This window comes from Bradyrhizobium arachidis (assembly GCF_024758505.1).
Classification (GTDB): domain Bacteria; phylum Pseudomonadota; class Alphaproteobacteria; order Rhizobiales; family Xanthobacteraceae; genus Bradyrhizobium; species Bradyrhizobium manausense_C.
The window spans coordinates 3,261,652-3,279,038 of the sequence record NZ_CP077970.1 but is presented as its reverse complement, the minus strand read 5'-3'; the positions used below and the strand labels follow the sequence as shown (position 1 = coordinate 3,279,038).

The following is a 17,387-nucleotide window of genomic DNA, read 5'->3' as shown; positions in this document are numbered from 1 at the left end:
CGCCTCCCGCCAGCGCCATTGATCCTCGTCAAGGCGAAAGGGCTTGCGAAAGGGCTTGGGAACCCACGCCGAAGACTTGACTGACATCAATGACCGGCCTTGGTTCCGTCCTAGGAATGGGCGCTCCGGAGAGACTGATGCATGCGATGGTGTTACCGGCCCCGCGAGCCCCGCTCCAGATGGAGGAGCGGCCGGACCCTCTTCCCGCCCATGGCGAGATTAGGGTGAAGGTCAGCGCCTGCGGCGTTTGCCGGACTGACCTGCACGTCGCCGACGCCGAGCTGCCCGACATCCGCTATCCCATCATTCCCGGTCATGAGATCGTCGGCCGGGTCGACCTCGTCGGCCCCGGCGTCACGACCCACGTCACGGGCGACCGCGTCGGCATTCCCTGGCTTGGACATACCTGCGGCGCCTGCCGCTTCTGCAAGGACGGCATGGAGAATTTGTGCGACCGGCCGCTCTTCACCGGCTATACGCGCGACGGCGGCTACGCGACCCACACCATCGCGGATGCACGCTATGCGTTTCCGCTCGGCGAGGCCGGCGACGACGCCTCCATCGCGCCGCTGTTGTGCGCCGGCCTGATCGGCTGGCGCTCACTGGTGCTGGCGGGAAACGCCGAGCGGCTCGGCATCTATGGCTTTGGGGCCGCCGCCCACATCATCGCGCAAGTCGCCGTCTGGCAGGGCCGGTCCGTCTATGCCTTCACGCGCAGCGGCGATAGCGCAGCGCAGGATTTCGCCCGGCGGCTGGGGGCGGTCTGGTCGGGCGCGTCCGGCGAGCTGCCCGATACGCCGCTCGATGCGGCCATCATCTACGCGCCGGCCGGCGAGCTGGTGCCGGCGGCATTGCGCGCGGTCCGCAAGGGCGGACGCGTGGTCTGCGCCGGAATTCACATGAGCGACATTCCGAGCTTCCCCTACGAGCTGCTCTGGGAGGAACGGCAATTGATCTCGGTCGCGAACCTCACGCGGCAGGATGGCCTCGACTTTCTCAAAGTCGCGCCGCAAGCCGGCGTCCGCACCGAAACCACGGTCTTTCCGCTCCACGAGGCCAATGATGTCTTGACCAGTCTCAAGCGCGGGCAAATCCTCGGCGCAGCCGTGCTCAGGCCCTGAATGCGTTCTCACATGCCCTCTTCGCCACATGACGACACGGCAACCCAGGAGCGCGTATTCGCATTCCTTTCGCGCCGCGGCACGACGCGGATCGACACGCATGCGGCCTCGGTCTTTCTCGACGGCAAGCGTGCGCTGAAGATCAAGCGCGCGGTGCGCTTTCCCTTCCTCGACTATTCGACGCTCGACAAGCGCAGGGACGCCTGCGAGGAGGAGATCAGGATCAATCGGCCGCTTGCCCCGCAGATCTACCACCGCGTGGTCGCGATCACCGAAGACCGCGACGGCTCCCTGAGCATCGGCGGGAATGGGACGCCGGTCGAATATGCCGTCGAGATGGCCCGCTTCGACGAGACGAGGACACTGGATCATCTCGCCAAGGCCGGCCAGCTTCCCGACGGCCTCGCCGCTGATGTCGCAAACGCGATTGCTGCGTCCCACGCCATTGCAGCGCGCGTGGAAACGCCGGCCTGGGTCGCTTCGATTCCGTCCCTCATCGACGGGAATTCCGAGGGCCTGCGCGCCGGGGGCCATCTGGCGGTGGACGAGATCGAAGCGCTGACGAAGGCTTCGCATCGGGCGCTCGCCCGTATCAGTTCTACGCTCGAAGAGCGCAGCCGGCAGGGCTTTGTGCGGCGCTGCCACGGCGACCTGCATCTTGCGAATATCGTTGTCATCGACGAACGGCCCGTGCTGTTCGATGCCATCGAGTTCGACCAAAACATCGCCTCGGTCGATGTGCTCTACGATCTTGCGTTTGCGGTGATGGACCTGCTGCGTTACGGGCAGCAGCAGGCGGCGAGCATCCTGTTCAACCAGTATCTTGCGACGACGCCGGCGGAACATCTCGACGGGCTTGGCGCGCTTCCGCTGTTTCTGTCGATCCGGGCCGCGATCCGCGCCGAGGTCGTGCTGGCCAGGCTGAAGCGACCGCATGTCGATCAAGGAGAAATCGTCGCGGACGCCCGCGGCTACTTCAAGCTGGCCCAGGCCCTGATCGAGCCCCCCGCCCCGCGCCTGATCGCCGTCGGCGGCCTGTCGGGGACAGGAAAATCGCTGCTGGCGCGCATGCTTGCGCCTGCCGTCGGTCCCCCACCCGGCGCGGTGGTGCTGCGCAGCGATACCCTTCGCAAGCGGCTTTTTGGGGTCGCAGATTCGGAGCGGCTGCCGCCGGCGGCCTATGAACCCGACGTCACCGCACGCGTCTACGACACGCTGGCCGAGCGCGCACGGCAGGTGCTGGCGCAGGGACATTCGGCCCTGATCGACGCGGTTTTCGCGCAAGAGCCGGAACGGGATGCAATGGCCGCCCTGGCAAGGGCGTGCAACGCGCCCCTCACGGGCTTTTTCCTGGTCGCAGACCTCGCAACGCGCCAGGCGCGAATTAGCCGCAGACAAAACGATGCATCCGACGCAACGGCTGAGGTTGCCGCGCTTCAGGAGCACTATAATATCGGCAATGTCGGCTGGAACACGATCGACGCGTCGGGGACTTCAGAACAGACGCTCGACCGTTGCGGGGGCATGATCGCCCGAGAAAGATCCTCTGATTGGCGCGGATGAAGATGTCACAATCCACCCCACCGATGGAGGCGACCGCCCCGGCCCGGCCGGCGGCGTCGCGCGCAGCACCGGCACGATTGAGTCGCGGCATGGCCTGCGACACCGCGTTTCGCATCATCGCGCGTCGTTACCTCGATGCTGTCATCGCCCAGCACAATGCGACCTGTAGCGGCGACCCCGATGCCCTGCACCAGACCCGGATTGCGCTGACGCATCTGCGTAGCGCAATCCGGTTCTTCTCACCCATGGTCGACGACGCCGAGCGGGCGCAGGTCTGGGCCGAGCTGAAATGGCTGAACGGCCAGCTCGGGATGGTCAGGGATCTCGACGTGGCCATCGAGCGCATCGTGGCCGCCACCGGCGACGAGCTCTCCGTCATCGCCGAGCTCCAGTCCTGGACCGAGAAACGCAGCGAAAGTTACCGGCTGCTGACGCGAGCGCTACAATCCGCGCGCTACAGGCGCCTGATCGAACATACCTCGGGCTGGATCGCACGGGGGCCGTGGTCGACCAGCCGAAGCAAGGAGGCCGTCAGGCTGCGCGCGGCCTCGCTCGCCGAGCACGCCGCCGGCCAGCTTGCGGAATGGGAAAAAAAGCTGCTCAAGAGGTCGCGCAAGCTCGACAAGCTCGACGTCGAGAAGCGGCACAGACTGCGCATTCTCAACAAGCGGCTGACTTACTCGATCGAATCGCTGGAAGATTTGTTTTCCGACAAGTCGCTGGCCAAGCAGAAGGCTGCCCTGAAACAGTTGCGCAAGGCGCAGCGGAGCCTCGGCCAGCTCAATGACGATGCGAGAGGACGGACCCTGGCAAAATCACTCAACGGCACAGGCTCTGTGCCGGGCGTGCACTTCCTCGATCGCAGGGACGCCAAAAAGCTGCTGCTGATAGCCTCGACCGCCTACAGGAAGCTCGGCAAGGCCAAACCATTCCGCGCCTCAGACCTGACGCGCAGCGACGAAGACGAGGACTAGAGCTTTATCCGCTCCGATGGAATCGGAACGGATAAAACTCTAGATTCTGCTCTTGACGCGTTTTCTTGACGCGAACCGGTATCCACTTCGCTTGAAAACGCTCTAGGTGTGCACGTAATCGCCCGGCGCGTCCGGCAGTGCGTCGACATTGCCAAAACCCATGCGCGGCGGGGCGCACCATTCGCCTGAGCGCGCTGCGAGCCAGCCGGTCCATTCGGGCCACCACGACCCCTCGCTGCGCGGCGCCAGTTTCAGCCATTCGTCGCGGCCGACATAGGGCGTGTCCGCGCCCTTGGTCATGACCTGGTAGCTGTGCCCGGCTTCGCCCGATGGCGCCACGATGCCGCCATTGTGGCCGCCGCTGGCGAGCAGGAACGTCACGTCGGCATCGACCTGGTAGTGGATCTTGTAGACGGACTTCCAGGGCGCGACGTGATCCCGGAGCGTGCCGACCACGAACATCGGCGCATGGATGTCGGACAGCGCGATATTGCGTCCTTCGACGTGATAGCGCCCTCCCGCCAGATCGTTGTTGAGGAACAGCTTTCGCAGATATTCGGAATGCATGCGATACGGCAGCCGCGTCGCGTCCGCGTTCCAGGCCATCAGATCGCTCGGCGGCGCGCGTTCGCCCAGGAGATAGTCGTGCGAGAGGCGCGACCAGATCAGGTCGTTCGAGCGCAGGAGCTGGAAGGCGCCCGCCATCTGCGTCGTGTCGAGATAGCCGCGCTCCCACATGATGTCCTCGAGGAAGGCGACCTGGCTTTCGTTGATGAACAGCGTCAGCTCGCCCGCTTCGGTGAAGTCGGTCTGCGCGGCGAGCAGTGTGATGGTCTTCAGCCTGACGTCGCCGTCCCGCGCCATCGCGGCCGCCGCAATCGACAAGAGCGTGCCGCCGAGGCAATAGCCGAGCGCGTGGATCTTTCGGCGCGGCAGGATGCAGCCGATGGTGTCGAGCGCAGCCTTGACGCCCAGTCTGCGATAGTCGTCGAACGCCACGTCGCGGTCATCCGCGTTGGGATTGCGCCAGGAGATCGCGAAGACGGTAAAGCCTTCGCCGGTGAGATGCTTCACCAGCGAATTCTGCGGCGACAGATCGAGGATGTAGTACTTCATGATCCAAGCCGGCACGATCAACACCGGCTCCGGCCGCACCTTTTCGGTGGTCGGGCTGTACTGGATCAGCTCGATCAGCTCGTTGCGATAGACGACTTTTCCGGCAGATGTCGCGACCGTCTTGCCGACGACGAACTGCCCATCGCCGCCCTGCTTGCCGCCGGCAAGCACGCGCATCAAATCGCTGGACCAGTTCTGCCAGCCGGCCACAAAATTTGCGCCACCAGTCTGAAACGCCCTCTGCAGCACTTCGGGGTTGGTCGTCGCGAAATTCGATGGCGCCAGCATGTCGAGCACCTGGCGTATGGAGAACTCGACAATCGCCTCATTGGCGGGCGCGACGCCGCGGACGCCAGTCGTTGCCTTCCGCCACCACTCCTCGCCCAGCAAAAAACTCTGCGCCAGCAAGTTGAATGGCGCGCTCCCCCATTCGGGCCTAGCAAAACGCCTGTCCTGGGCCCGCGGCTTGGCCGCGGACCAGGGCTTGTTGTCCGCCGACATATGGGTCGCGGCCTCGACCAGCCGGCCAGCATCGCGAACGGCATCGTGGACCAGCTCGATCTGGCGTTGCGGCGCCGTCGCAAGATGGGTCGCCCAGTCGAGAAAAGCGAGCGACAAGGCGACCGGCGAAATCCCGCCGTTGAACCGCGCCAACATGGCGTGAAGCGTCCGGTCGACGGGATAGGACTCGTGCTGCGGCTCGGCCGCCGTCGCTTGAGACGGCGGTTCTGCGGCGATCGCCTGGACGGGCTGGTTGACCGGCTCGGCAACGGCGGGCTTTTCAGCGCGCGCGAGCGTCGAAATCTGCATGGCACTCATGGCAACAACGGTCAGCGTGGTGACGCGCTGTCGACCAGGCGAGACGCCGCCTCCATCAATCGTTCGCCGTGCTTGAACAGCCGATCGCTGTCGCGCCGGATGAAATCCAACTGGTGCTGGCTGCAATCCCTGCACATGCTGGCCCAGTCCTTGACCGAATGCGAGCCGGCGAATTTTGACACGAATTCGGCGAACAGATGCGTCTCGGTCTGCGCGCGATCGAGCAATTCGCTGGCAACGAAGCTGCTCTGCTCGAAGAGGAGCCGTTGCGTCCCGAGCATCAAATCCAGCGCACGGCGGTTGGCATCCGCGAGTTGGGCTACCGCATCGGGCGGCATCGGCATGGCGACGCTCCCTTGTGTCTCAAATGCCTTGATCTCGGATGCTTTGGCGGCCTCGCGCACGGCACTCTCCCCATCGTCTTGGAACTCCGGGATCAAGATAGGCCGAGCGTCTCTGCGGACATTGAGCTGGGTCAAGTCTAGCACAAACCCCGCGACACGCGACCATTTGCCGTCCCGCGCTTGACCTGCATCTGACTTGCGCTTGACTTGGGTCAACCCGGCCTGCCGCGCCCGGACTAGGGTTTTGTCATCATTTGCCAGAGCTTGCGGAGTTGTCCATGCGCGCCCACCAGATCATGACCCGGTCGGTCATTTCGGTCACCCCCGAGACCACCATCGTCGATGCCGCGAACCTGATGCTGCAACGCCATGTCAGCGGACTTCCGGTGATCGACGGTCAGGGCAAGCTGGTCGGCATCGTCTCGGAAGGGGATTTCCTTCGCCGCAGCGAGATCGGAACCCAGCGCAAGCGGCGGAACTGGCTCCGCTTCATCCTCGGCCCCGGCGCATCGGCCAGCGATTTCGTTGCCGAGCACGGCCGCAACGTCGCCGAGGTGATGACGACGTCGCCGGTGACCATCAACGAGGACACCGCCCTCGCCGAGATCGCCGATATCATGGAGCAGAAGAATATCAAGCGCCTGCCGGTCGTGCGTGGCGACAAGGTCGTCGGCATCGTCTCGCGCGCCAGCCTGCTGCAGGCGGTCGCGAGCCTCGCGCGGCAGGTGCCCGATCCGACCGCTGACGACGATCACATTCGCAACCGGATCATCGACGCGCTCGAGAAGACCGACTGGTGCCCGTTCGGACTGAACGTCATCGTGCGCGACGGCATCGTTCATCTCAGCGGCGTGATCACCGAGGAGCGCGTGCGCAAGGCGGCGATCGTCGCCACCGAGAATGTGACGGGCGTGAAGAAGGTACACGACCATCTGTGCTGGGTCGATACGATCTCGGGCGTCTATCTGAATTCGCCGGACGACGACGGCCTCGCCAAAGCGAGCTGAACAAAAAAGGCGCTTCAGCGTGGTATCACCGCGGTCGCTTCGATCTCGACGCGCGCCGCCTTCTCGACCAGGCGGACGACCTGCACGAGCGCCATCGCCGGATAATGCGCGCCAAAGATCTCGCGATAGATCCGGCCCAGCTCCTTCAGGTTCGCGAGGTACTCATCCATGTCGACGACGTACCAGGTCAGCCGCACGAGGTGTTCTGGCCGCGCGCCTCCTTCCGCCAGAATGGCCGCGATATTGGCGAGCGTCTGGCGCACCTGCGCAACAAATCCGTCCGCAAGGCGCTCCTCGGCGTCCCAGCCGATCACGCCGCCGGTCACGACGATGCGGCCTTCAGCGGCCATGCCGTTGGCATAGCCCTTAGGCATCGGCCAGCCGGACGGCTGTAGGATCTGCACGGCGGACGAGCCAGCTTCTGCATCGGCCGGCAGCACGGCGGGCTGCGGGCCCTTCGGAATAGTCACGGACATTTCTCCATCTCTATCCCGCGGCGGCCTGCGCCATCTGACGCAAGGCAAAGCGTTTCAGCTTGCCCGTCTCGGTCTTCGGCAACTGCGTCACGAATTCGATCGCGCGCGGATATTTATAGGGTGCGATCTCGCGCTTGACGTGCTCCTGGAGCTCGCTGACGAGCTGCGCGTCGGGCGTCACGCCCGGCGCCGGAATGACGTAGGCCTTCACGATCATCCCGCGCGCCTCGTCCGGCGCGCCGACGACGCCGCATTCGGCGACGGCCGGATGCGTCATCAGCGCGGCCTCGACGTCGGTGCCGGCAATATTGTAGCCGGCGGATACGATCATGTCGTCGGAGCGCGACTGGTACCAGAAGTAGCCGTCGCTATCCATGACGTAGGTGTCGCCCGTCACGTTCCAGCCGTTCTGGACGTATTTGCGCTGCCGCTCATCGGCGAGATAGCGGCAACCGGTCGGGCCGCGCACCGCGAGCTTTCCCATCGTGCCGGGCGGCAGATCGTTGCCGTCGTCATCGACGATCTTGGCTTCATAGCCCGGCACCGGCTTGCCGGTGGCGCCGGGACGAATCTCGTCCTCGGTCGCGCTGATGAAGATGTGCAGCAACTCGGTCGACCCGATCCCGTCCATCAGCTTGATGCCGGTCGCCTTGAGCCAGGCATCGAATGTCGGCTTGGGCAGGGTCTCGCCGGCGGAGACGCATTTGCGCAAGGATGAGATGTCACGGCCCGCGAGCTTGCCGAGGATTGCGCGATAGGCGGTCGGCGCGGTGAAGCAGACGGTCGTCTTGTAGTTTTCGATGGCGCTGAGGAAATCGTCAGGCGTCGTCTTCTCCAGCACCACGAATGACGCGCCGATATGCATGGGGAAGAGCACGCCGCCGAAGCCGAAGGTGAATGCGAGCGGCGCCGATCCGATGAAGCGATCGTCCTGCCTGGCACGCAGGATGTTGCGCGCATAGCCGTCGCACACCGCGAGCATGTCGCGATGGAAGTGCATCGTGCCCTTGGGATCGCCTGTTGTGCCCGACGTGAAGGCGATCAGGCAGATGTCGTCGGAGGCGGTATCGATGGCCGTGAATTCAGGGCTCGCATCCGCGACGAGGTTTTCGAGCGAGTCGGCCGCGCCAGTGCCCCAATAGACGACATGCTTGAGGCCGGGCGCGGCGAGCCTGGCCTTCTCCATCTCGTCGGAGAGTTTTCCGTCGCAAAGCGCGAGCGAAATCTCCGCCTTCTGGATCGGATAGGACAATTCCTTCGCGCGCAGCAGAGGCATGGTTGCCACGACAATGCCGCCGGCCTTGATGATTGCGAGATAGGCCGCAACCATCATCGGGTTGTTGGCCGATCGCAGCAGCACACGGCCGCCGGTGACGAGACCGAGCTTGCCAACCAGCACGTTCGCGATGCGGTTCACGAGCTGTTGCAGCTCGCGATAGCTGTAGCTGACCGAAGGACTGATGGCGCATGGCGCATCGCCATGACCCTGCTCGACCCAGCGGTCGAGGAAATAACTGACGCAGTTCAGGCGCGCCGGATATTGCAGCTCCGGCCGCGTGAAAATGAATTCCGGCCAGAGATCGCGCGGCGGCAGATGCGCTTGCGCGAACGGATCGATATGAGCCGTCCCGGCCCTGCTGTCATGCGAGCCCGGATCATGAGCTTTGGCGGCGTTGGCCATCGCACGCTCCTTTCAGTTTGGAGAGCACCCGGCAGCACTTTCGGAAATCATTTTAGGCTTAAAGCAATTTTGCGCAATAGCCGATTTTGGGCATCCCTTGCTTTTTCTTGTCGCACTTTTTCTTGTCGCACTTGGAGATTTGGCGGATCGCCCGCTACCGGGTTTACGCCTTGCGGCGACCGGCGGACTTCTGCGCCGAGGCCTTGGTCTTGGCCAGAAGCCGCATCAGTTCGCGCACGTCCTTGGGGCTGAGGTCGGCGAAGACATCGGCGATCCAGGTCTCGTGCTCGGCCGCCATCTTGCGGAACTCGGCGCGTCCGAGCTTGGTCAGGCGGATCACCTGCACCCGCCTGTCGGATTCGGACGTGCGGCGATCGAGATGACCGGACTCGACGAGCCGTTCGACGAGGCCCGTGACGTTGCCGTTCGATACCATCATGCGCTTGGAGACGTCTGACAGCGTCATGCCATCAGGCGCCTTGTCGAGCTGCGCCATCAGGTCGAAGCGGGGCAAGGTGACGTGGAACCTCGCCCGCAGCCGGCCCCGCACCTCGCCTTCGATCAACGTGGTACAGGTCAAAAGCCGCAACCAGAGCCGAAGCTCTTCGGCGTGGTCCTCGGGGAGTTCGACGGCCTTGGTCTCGGAATCGAGCATCTGGGTAGCGGTCACTGGCTCGCGGCACGGACGGTAGACTGCGGCGTTTCGTCCATCGTTTTCAGCTTCAAATAAATTCGCCCTGTTCGCAAGGGCAAACCTGCCGGGCGATGCCCTTCTTTCGAATTTGTTTAGGCTTCAAGCAATTGGCGCGCCGCTTGCATATCCGCGCTCGACGGAAGCGCTGATGACATCGACATGATCGGCTTTGCTTGCCGCCGACGCCGTCGTCAGAATATGCTCCGCTCGGATCGTTAAAGGTCGGACGCAAGACGGCGTATCGGGGAAGTGATCATGAAGAAGCAGTTGACGTTCGCGGGATTGGCTTTGCTGCTGGGCGCCCTACCCGCGCTCGCACAGGAGAAGATCAAGCTGGGCGTGGTCGTGACCTTGTCGGGCCCTGCGGCCGCGCTGGGCCAGCAGGTCCGCGACGGCTTCACGCTTGCGGTGAAAGATCTCGGCAGCAAGATGGGCGGCCGCGATGTCGAGCTGGTCGTGGTCGACGACGAGTTGAAGCCGGACGCCGCCGTGACGAAGGTCAAAGGCCTGCTCGAACGCGACAAGGTCGATTTCGTGGTCGGGCCTATCTTCTCGAACATCCTCCAGGCGATCCACCGTCCGGTCACCGAGAGCAAGACGTTCCTGGTCAGCCCCAATGCGGGTCCGTCGACTTTTGCCGGCAAGGACTGCAACCCGTTCTTCTATGTGACGTCCTATCAGAACGATCAGGTCCACGAGGTCCTCGGCAAGGTCGCGCAGGATCGCGGCTACAAGCGCATGTACCTGATGGTGCCGAACTATCAGGCCGGCAAGGATTCGGCGGCAGGCTTCAAGCTCGACTACAAGGGCGAGATCGTCGAAGAGTCCTACATGCCGCTGAACACGCTGGACTTCCAGCCGGAGCTCTCCAAGATTTCATCGCAAAAGCCCGATGCGCTCTTCACGTTCATGCCGGGCGGCCTCGGCGTCAATCTCGTCAAGCAATACCGGCAGGCCGGCCTCGCCGACAGCATTCCGGTGCTTTCGGCTTTCACGGTGGATGAATCGACCTTGCCGGCACAGCAGGACGCGGCTGTCGGCATGTTCGGCGGCTCGAACTGGGCGCCCAATCTCGACAATCCGCAGAACAAGAAGTTCGTCGCCGCTTATGAAGCGGCTTACAACATCGTGCCCGGCACCTACGCGTTCCAGGCCTATGACGCCGCGATGCTGATCGACAGCGCCGTCAAGGCCGTCAAGGGCGACCTCTCGAACAAGGATGCCGTTTCCGCCGCCCTGAGGAAGGCCGACTTCACCTCATTGCGCGGCGCCTTCAAGTTCAACACCAATGGCTATCCGATCCAGGACTTTTACCTGACCAAGGTCGCCAAGCGGCCAGACGGAAAATTCCAGACCGAGATCGTCCAAAAGGTCTTCGAAAATTACGGCGACCGCTATGCCAAGGACTGCAAGGCGGCGAACTAGAGCATGATCCGGAAAAGTGCGCAGCGGTTTTCCCTCGCGACAAACGCGGAACGTGTTTGCGCGGAGATCATGCTCAAACAAAGAACTAAGGCGCGATGACGATTCAATTTAAAGCCATCGCGCTTTAAGCCGCACGGCGTAGGAGACAGGGAGGATTAGGATGACGAAGAGTGAGATCACCGGCATCACGCGCGCCAACGAGGGCATCCAGGGCATTTCCTGGAACATCCTCGGCCAGACCTATGTGCCGAAGAGCTATGCCGAAAACAGCTTCTCCTGGCACGCGACGCTGCCACCCGGCACGTTCGTGCCGCCGCACATCCATCCCGACCAGGACGAGTATCTCTATATGCTCGAAGGGAAGCTCGATTTCGTGCTCGGCAATTCCGAGGCGCAAGCGACCGCCGGCGACCTGATCCGGCTCGGCATGGGCGTGCCGCACGGCATCTTCAACAAATCAGAGCAGACCGCGAAAGTGCTGTTCTGGGTGTCGCCGAGCCGAAAACTCTTCGAGCTGTTCTGGGGCCTTCACAACATGAAGGAGCAGAAGCCGGAGGACGTGGTCGCGATGGCAGCGGAATTCAACATCCACTTTTTGCCGCCGCCGCCCGGTTAATGCCTCCGCGGGCTCGATTCACCTCTCCCCAGCGGGGAGACGTCGATTTGCGCTAGCAAATCGGGTGAGGGGGCGTGCGCCAACGTGAGACCGTAACCCCTCACCCGGCGCTACGCGCCGACGTCTCCCAAGGGAGAGGTGCATTCCCAATGCCGCACCAGCTCAACACGCTCTTGCCGTCTAGCCTCAGGCCCGCACCGCGGCCAATCCCGGCACCGCCGCAAAACCGGCCTTCGTCGCGTAGCCCTTCACGATCGCTTCGCGCTGGGAATAGCTGAGGACCTTGTCGATGTTGTCAAAACCGTCGGGCGCGAGCTGCTCGACGGCGTCGATCACGCCCTCCGGTCCGCCGCGGCGGTTGGAGCGGACGATTTCGGCCGTCATCGGCAGCCGCTTCTTCTCATATTCCATCAGCGCCTGGCGCGGATGCTCGGCACGCGCCAGCAGATCGGCGAGGCATCGCGCATCGAGGATTGCCTGCGAAGCGCCATTCGAGCCGACCGGATACATCGGATGCGCGGCATCGCCGAGCAGCGTCACGCGCCCGCTCGACCAGTACGGCAGCGGATCGCGGTCGCAGGTGGGATATTCGTAGAATTCCGGTGTCGCCGAGATCAGGCTCTTGACGTCGACATAGGGCACCGAGAAGCGCGCGACATGCGGCATCAATTCCTCGCGCCGGCCCGGTCGCGACCAGTCTTCCTTGCGCGGCGGCGGCGCGTTGCCCTCGCCGATCTTGACCAGCACCGCCCAGTTGGTGAGACGGCTCGCCGGGCTCGATCCTTCCGCGATGGGATAGATCACGACCTTTGCGTTGAGGCCACCGGCCACGATCATCGACTTGCCGGTCAGGAAGAGCGGCCAATCGCGCGCGCCACGCCATAGCATCAAGCCGTTCCAGCACGGCGGACCTTCACTGGGAAACAGCGTCTCGCGCACGCGCGAATGAATGCCGTCGGCGCCGATCAGAATGTCGCCGCGCGCGGTGTGGACGTGGGCGCCGGAGCGATCGAAGAAATAGGCGGTGACGCCACCTTCGTCCTGGGTGAAAGCGCCGAGCCGGCAGCCGGTGTGGATCACCTCGGGGCCAAGACGCTCCTCGACGGCACGGTGGATGACACCCTGCAGCCGCCCGCGGTGGATCGAGAACTGCGGCACGTCATGGCCGGCGTCGATGCCGCGCGCTTCGCGCCAGACTTCCTGGCCGTGACGGTTGAGGTAGTAGAGTTGATCGGTGCGGATCGCGACGTCGTCGAGCTTTTGCAGCAGGCCGAGGCTGGCCAGCTCGCGCATCGCATGCGGCAGCGTGTTGATGCCGACGCCAAGCTCGCGGATGGTGTCGGCCTGCTCAAAAATCTCGCAGCAGATGCCGCGGGCCCGCAGCATCAGCGCCGTGGTGAGACCTCCGATGCCGCCACCGACGATAATCGCCTTCATCGCCCAAACTCCACTCAATACATGCCAGGCAATGGCCGTAACGTCGCACGGGCGGCGAGCCCGCCGCAAGCCGGTTTGTCGCCCCGACTTGGCGCTTCGCCCGGGTCTTTGGCTTAGCCTTAACCTTCGACCCGGAACCGGGGCATCAGGGCTAGTTGCCCTGGAAGACCGGCTTAACCTTGTTGGCGAAGGCCTCAAACGCGCGCTCGAAATCGGCCGTGGTCATGCACAGCGCCTGCGCCACCGCCTCGGCCTCGATCGCCTCCTCGATCGACATCGCCCATTCCATGGCCAGCATCCGCTTGGTCATGGTGTTGGCGAAATTCGGACCTTCCGCGACTTGCTTTGCCAGAAGTTGCGCCTGCGGCAGCACCTGATCCGGCGTGACGATGCGGCTGAAAAACCCCCAGCGCTCGCCTTCTTCCGCCGTCATGAAGCGGCCGGTGTAGAGCAGCTCGGAGGCGCGCGATTGCCCGATGATGCGGGGCAGGATGGCGCAGGCGCCCATGTCGCAGCCGGCGAGCCCGACCTTGTTGAATAGGAACGCGACCTTGGCGCCGCCGGTCGCAAGGCGCATGTCGGATGCCATGGCGACGATGGCGCCGGCACCGGCGCAGATGCCCTCGACCGCAGCAACGATCGGCTGCGGACAGGCGCGCATGGCCTTGACGAGGTCGCCGGTCATCCGCGTGAAGGCCGTCAGCCCCTTGGTGTCCATCTTCACCAAGGGTCCGATGATCTCGAACACATCGCCGCCGGACGAGAAATTTCCGCCCGCGCCGGTGACCACGATCGCCTTCACTTCTTCGTCAAACGCGCAGGCGCGGAAGAAATCGGTGAGCTCGCGATAGCTCTCGAAGGTGAGCGGATTCTTACGCTCGGGCCGGTTCAGCGTGACGGTTGCGACATGATCGACGACCGCCAGCAAAAAGTGCTTTGGCGTATAGTCCGCTAGCGGCAAGGTCACGGGATTTGCGGGTCTGCTCATGGGATCTCCCTGTTCTTGGATCGTTTGCAGGCGGCGCTTTCCGCCGCGCTAGATTTCGCCGCCGGCGACCGCAATCGCCTGTCCCGTGATCGCGCCAGCGCCCTCGCCGCACAGCCAGAGTACGGCATTCGCGACCTCGCCGGGCGACACCAGCCGCCCCTGCGGATTGTGCTTGGCGAGCTCGGCGATGGCCTGCTCGCGGCTGCGCCCGGTCTTCTTCATGATGTTGTCGATGCTGCCGGCGACAAGGTCGGTATCGGTGAAGCCGGGACAGACGGCGTTCACGGTCACGCCTGACGTCGCCAGTTCCAGCGCCAGCGAACGCACGAGCCCGATGACGGCGTGCTTGGCCGCGCTGTAGGCGCTCACATAGGAATAGCCCTTCAGTCCGGCCGTCGATGCGACGGCAACGATGCGGCCATGCGGGCGGTCGCGCATCTCGGGCAACACCGCGCGGACCGCATGCACGACGCCCATGAAATTCACGTCCATCATGCGTGCAAACAGCGCATCGTCCGACTTCGCAAAGGGGGCCGATTCCGCGCGGCCTGCGTTCGCGATCAAAATGTCGATCGGTTGCCGCGCAGCCGCCTTCGCGATCGCAGCCTTGAGCGCGGCTTCATCCGACACGTCGGCCACTTCGGCAAACTGCGCGGCGCCGGCGTTCACGGCTTCGTCGAGAACAGCGGCATTGCGTCCGAGCACGGTGACGGTGGCGCCAGCACCTGTCAGAGCTGCAGCAATCGCGCGGCCGATACCGCGACCGCCGCCCGTCACCAGCGCATGCGCAGAATGCGGCAGTCCAGACATTCGCAGGGCTCCCTTCAAGGGCATCGGTGGATTTGCCCCTCCGGATATATTTTAAACTTCAAATTTTTGCAATGAAGCCCGGGCTCGGCCCGAGAGACCTAAGCGGAAAGCGCGGCCCGGAAATTGCTTTAAGTATAAAATTATCCCCTTTTCATCGCCGAAAGGGCTGTTAGCATCGACCTCCTCAGCAAGAGGACACCGCGTGCCGGATCCGACGCCAACGACAATGAAAACCGGACAATTCGCCTTCGAGGCCGCGGGCGATCCCCAAGCGCCGCCGCTCTTGTTCCTGCACGGGATCGGCGGGGCGGCCCGGGCCTGGCGCCATCAACTCGCGTATTTCGGCAACCGTTTCCGCGCCATGGCGTGGGACATGCCGGGCTATGGCGGATCGGAGCCACTGGCCAACGTCAGCATTGCTGCCCTGGCGGATGCGCTGCAGGCGTTTTTGCAGCAGACGGCGACGACAAAACCCATCCTGGTCGGACACTCCATCGGCGGCATGATCGTTCAGCAATGGCTGACCCGACACAAGGCTGATGCGCATGCGGTGGTGCTGGCGCAGACCAGCCCGGCTTTCGGCAAGGCCGACGGCGACTGGCAAAAGTCGTTCATCGCGGCACGGCTCGGTCCGCTCGATCGCGGCGAGACGATGGCTTCGCTCGCGCCCTCGCTGGTCAAGGAACTCGTCGGCGATGATCCCGATGCCGAGGGCCTGGCACTCGCGCGCGATTGCATGGCCAGTGTTCCCGCCGCAAGCTATCGCGCGATGATGCTCGCGCTGATCGGGTTCGACCAGCGCAGCGCGCTGAAGGACATTGCCGTGCCGACACTTCTCCTGTCCGGATCCAAGGACAACAACGCCCCCGCGCCGATGATGGCGAAGATGGCAGGCTATGTGCCGGCTGCGCGCTATGTCGAGCTCGCCGGCGTCGGCCATCTCGCCAATCTCGAGCGCCCCGACGCCTTCAATGAGGCCCTGAACGGCTTCCTGAACTCCGTCGTGCCCACAACGGCGAATGCGCCATGACGATGCAGGTCAGTAAAGGCATGAATTCTTCCGACAAGGTTGCGCTGGATGCGCCGATCTTCGACCCATCAGCGTTCCGCCTCAGCGACGATCAGGCAGCGATCATCGCGCGCGCACGCGAGATCGGCCAGACCGTTTTCGCCGCGCGTGCCGCGGCCTACGATCGCGACGCGACGTTTCCGACCGAGAATTACCGCGATCTGCATCGCGTCGGCCTGCTCGGGATCGCAATCCCCAAAAAGCATGGCGGGCTCGGCGCAGGCTATCAGACCTACGCGCTCGCTGCGGCCGAGATCGGCCGCTATTGCGGCGCGACCGCATTGACCTGGAACATGCATGTCTGCTCGACATTGTGGACGGGCCCGCTTGCCGACGATCTCGACATGGACACCGCGATGCGCGCCGAGCACGAGACGCGGCGCGCCATCCACTACAAGCGCATCGTCGAGGATGGCGCGATCTATTCCCAGCCCTTTTCGGAGGGCGGTGCCGCAGCCGCCGGCGGCGTTGCCTTCGGCACGGAAGCAAAGCCGGTCGAGGGCGGCTGGATCGTCAACGGCAAGAAGATTTTTGCCTCGCTCTCCGGACACGCGGATTATTACGGCGTGCTCTGCACGGAGGTCGAGGAAGGCGCCAAGGCCTCGCGCCGCAACACCCTGTACCTGGCTGTTCCTGCGAGATCGGACGGCGTGTCTGTGGTGGGGGATTGGGATCCGCTGGGGATGCGGGGCACGGTCTCGCGCACGCTCCTGTTCAAGGACGTGTTCGTGCCCGGAGACGCGGCGCTGATGCCGCGCGGCGTCTATTTCCAGGCGGCGCTGCGCTGGCCGCACATGTTCCTGACGCTGTCACCGACCTATATGGGCCTCGCACAAGCGGCGTACGATTTCACCCTGCGTTATCTGCGCGGTGAAGTGCCGGGCATGCCGCCCGTGAAGCGCAGGATGTACCCGACCAAGCAGATCGCGGTCGCGCAGATGCAGATCAAGCTGGAACAGATCAAGGCAATCTGGTTCCAAGCCATTACTGAGGCGCGCGCCAATCCGAGCAAGGAGCAGGTGCTACGCGCTTACGCCGCGCAATATTCGGTGATGGAAGGCGCGAACGAGCTTGCCGCGCTCGCCATCCGCACCTGCGGCGGACAGGCCATGCTGAAATCGCTGCCGCTGGAGCGCATCTATCGCGACAGCCGCTGCGGTTCGCTGATGCTGCCCTGGACGGCCGAACTCTGCCTCGACCGCATCGGCCGCGACGCATTGTACGAGCCCGGCGAAACGGACGAGTAG

General features: G+C 64.0%; 16 protein-coding genes. 8 read left to right on the top strand and 8 right to left on the bottom strand.

The window, feature by feature from the left end; genetic code table 11:
- The first annotated feature begins 137 nt into the window (after nucleotides 1–137).
- Genes KUF59_RS14740 through KUF59_RS14730 form a run of 3 tightly spaced genes read left to right on the top strand, consistent with a single transcriptional unit; the run spans nucleotide 138 to nucleotide 3,658 of the window.
- Nucleotides 138–1,121 carry a zinc-dependent alcohol dehydrogenase family protein gene (locus tag KUF59_RS14740; RefSeq protein ID WP_212457702.1) on the top strand — a complete coding sequence of 328 codons (984 nt, stop codon included), beginning with the start codon at nucleotides 138–140 and terminating at the stop codon, nucleotides 1,119–1,121.
- Between the two features lie 12 nt (nucleotides 1,122–1,133).
- Nucleotides 1,134–2,684 (top strand): bifunctional aminoglycoside phosphotransferase/ATP-binding protein, encoded by a 1,551-nt coding sequence (locus KUF59_RS14735; protein WP_212457703.1) that lies wholly within the window; start codon nucleotides 1,134–1,136, stop codon nucleotides 2,682–2,684.
- A 2-nt stretch (nucleotides 2,685–2,686) separates the two neighbouring features.
- Nucleotides 2,687–3,658: a CHAD domain-containing protein gene (locus tag KUF59_RS14730; RefSeq protein ID WP_258769585.1), complete on the top strand. Its 972-nt coding sequence runs from the start codon at nucleotides 2,687–2,689 to the stop codon at nucleotides 3,656–3,658.
- A 102-nt stretch (nucleotides 3,659–3,760) separates the two neighbouring features.
- Here the strand turns inward: KUF59_RS14730 and KUF59_RS14725 are convergent, their stop codons facing one another.
- Nucleotides 3,761–5,593 carry a PHA/PHB synthase family protein gene (locus KUF59_RS14725; RefSeq protein WP_212457705.1) on the bottom strand — a complete coding sequence of 611 codons (1,833 nt, stop codon included), beginning with the start codon at nucleotides 5,591–5,593 and terminating at the stop codon, nucleotides 3,761–3,763.
- A gap of 11 nt (nucleotides 5,594–5,604) precedes the next feature.
- The gene (locus KUF59_RS14720) at nucleotides 5,605–5,997 is read right to left on the bottom strand and encodes a hypothetical protein (RefSeq protein ID WP_258769584.1); all 393 of its coding nucleotides are present in this window, start codon (nucleotides 5,995–5,997) and stop codon (nucleotides 5,605–5,607) included.
- 218 nt (nucleotides 5,998–6,215) lie between these two features.
- Between KUF59_RS14720 and KUF59_RS14715 the strand changes: the two genes are divergently transcribed.
- A complete protein-coding gene (locus KUF59_RS14715) occupies nucleotides 6,216–6,944 on the top strand; it encodes a CBS domain-containing protein (RefSeq protein ID WP_212457706.1) in 729 nt (242 codons plus the stop codon).
- Between the two features lie 14 nt (nucleotides 6,945–6,958).
- Here KUF59_RS14715 and KUF59_RS14710 read toward each other — a convergent pair whose 3' ends face one another.
- The 3 genes from KUF59_RS14710 to KUF59_RS14700 all read right to left on the bottom strand — a co-directional run bounded on the left by KUF59_RS14710 (nucleotide 6,959) and on the right by KUF59_RS14700 (nucleotide 9,756).
- Complete coding sequence (locus KUF59_RS14710) at nucleotides 6,959–7,420, bottom strand: RidA family protein (RefSeq protein ID WP_212457707.1); 462 nt, start codon at nucleotides 7,418–7,420, stop codon at nucleotides 6,959–6,961.
- Between the two features lie 10 nt (nucleotides 7,421–7,430).
- A complete protein-coding gene (locus KUF59_RS14705; RefSeq protein WP_212457708.1) occupies nucleotides 7,431–9,101 on the bottom strand; it encodes a benzoate-CoA ligase family protein in 1,671 nt (556 codons plus the stop codon).
- Between the two features lie 163 nt (nucleotides 9,102–9,264).
- Nucleotides 9,265–9,756 (bottom strand): MarR family winged helix-turn-helix transcriptional regulator, encoded by a 492-nt coding sequence (locus tag KUF59_RS14700; RefSeq protein ID WP_212457806.1) that lies wholly within the window; start codon nucleotides 9,754–9,756, stop codon nucleotides 9,265–9,267.
- 294 nt (nucleotides 9,757–10,050) lie between these two features.
- Between KUF59_RS14700 and KUF59_RS14695 the strand changes: the two genes are divergently transcribed.
- Both KUF59_RS14695 and KUF59_RS14690 read left to right on the top strand, forming a co-directional pair.
- Nucleotides 10,051–11,220 carry an ABC transporter substrate-binding protein gene (locus KUF59_RS14695; RefSeq protein ID WP_212457709.1) on the top strand — a complete coding sequence of 390 codons (1,170 nt, stop codon included), beginning with the start codon at nucleotides 10,051–10,053 and terminating at the stop codon, nucleotides 11,218–11,220.
- 160 nt (nucleotides 11,221–11,380) lie between these two features.
- Nucleotides 11,381–11,836, top strand: coding sequence for a cupin domain-containing protein (locus KUF59_RS14690; RefSeq protein ID WP_212457710.1), 456 nt, complete (start codon nucleotides 11,381–11,383; stop codon nucleotides 11,834–11,836).
- A gap of 186 nt (nucleotides 11,837–12,022) precedes the next feature.
- On the opposite strand, the gene KUF59_RS14685 is transcribed toward KUF59_RS14690, so the two are convergent.
- The 3 genes from KUF59_RS14685 to KUF59_RS14675 form a co-directional block, all read right to left on the bottom strand.
- Entirely contained in the window at nucleotides 12,023–13,273 is a 1,251-nt protein-coding gene (locus tag KUF59_RS14685) for a flavin-dependent oxidoreductase (RefSeq protein WP_212457711.1), read from the bottom strand.
- Nucleotides 13,274–13,424: 151 nt separating this feature from the next.
- The gene (locus KUF59_RS14680; RefSeq protein ID WP_212457712.1) at nucleotides 13,425–14,261 is read right to left on the bottom strand and encodes an enoyl-CoA hydratase family protein; all 837 of its coding nucleotides are present in this window, start codon (nucleotides 14,259–14,261) and stop codon (nucleotides 13,425–13,427) included.
- A 48-nt stretch (nucleotides 14,262–14,309) separates the two neighbouring features.
- Nucleotides 14,310–15,071, bottom strand: a complete 762-nt coding sequence (locus KUF59_RS14675) for an SDR family NAD(P)-dependent oxidoreductase (RefSeq protein ID WP_212457713.1) — start codon at nucleotides 15,069–15,071, stop codon at nucleotides 14,310–14,312.
- 226 nt (nucleotides 15,072–15,297) lie between these two features.
- Between KUF59_RS14675 and KUF59_RS14670 the strand changes: the two genes are divergently transcribed.
- On the top strand, nucleotides 15,298–16,101 hold the full coding sequence (locus KUF59_RS14670) for an alpha/beta fold hydrolase (RefSeq protein WP_212457714.1): 804 nt from the start codon (nucleotides 15,298–15,300) through the stop codon (nucleotides 16,099–16,101).
- The gene (locus KUF59_RS14665; RefSeq protein WP_212457715.1) at nucleotides 16,098–17,387 is read left to right on the top strand and encodes an acyl-CoA dehydrogenase family protein; all 1,290 of its coding nucleotides are present in this window, start codon (nucleotides 16,098–16,100) and stop codon (nucleotides 17,385–17,387) included. Before KUF59_RS14670 ends, KUF59_RS14665 begins: the two co-directional genes overlap by 4 nt.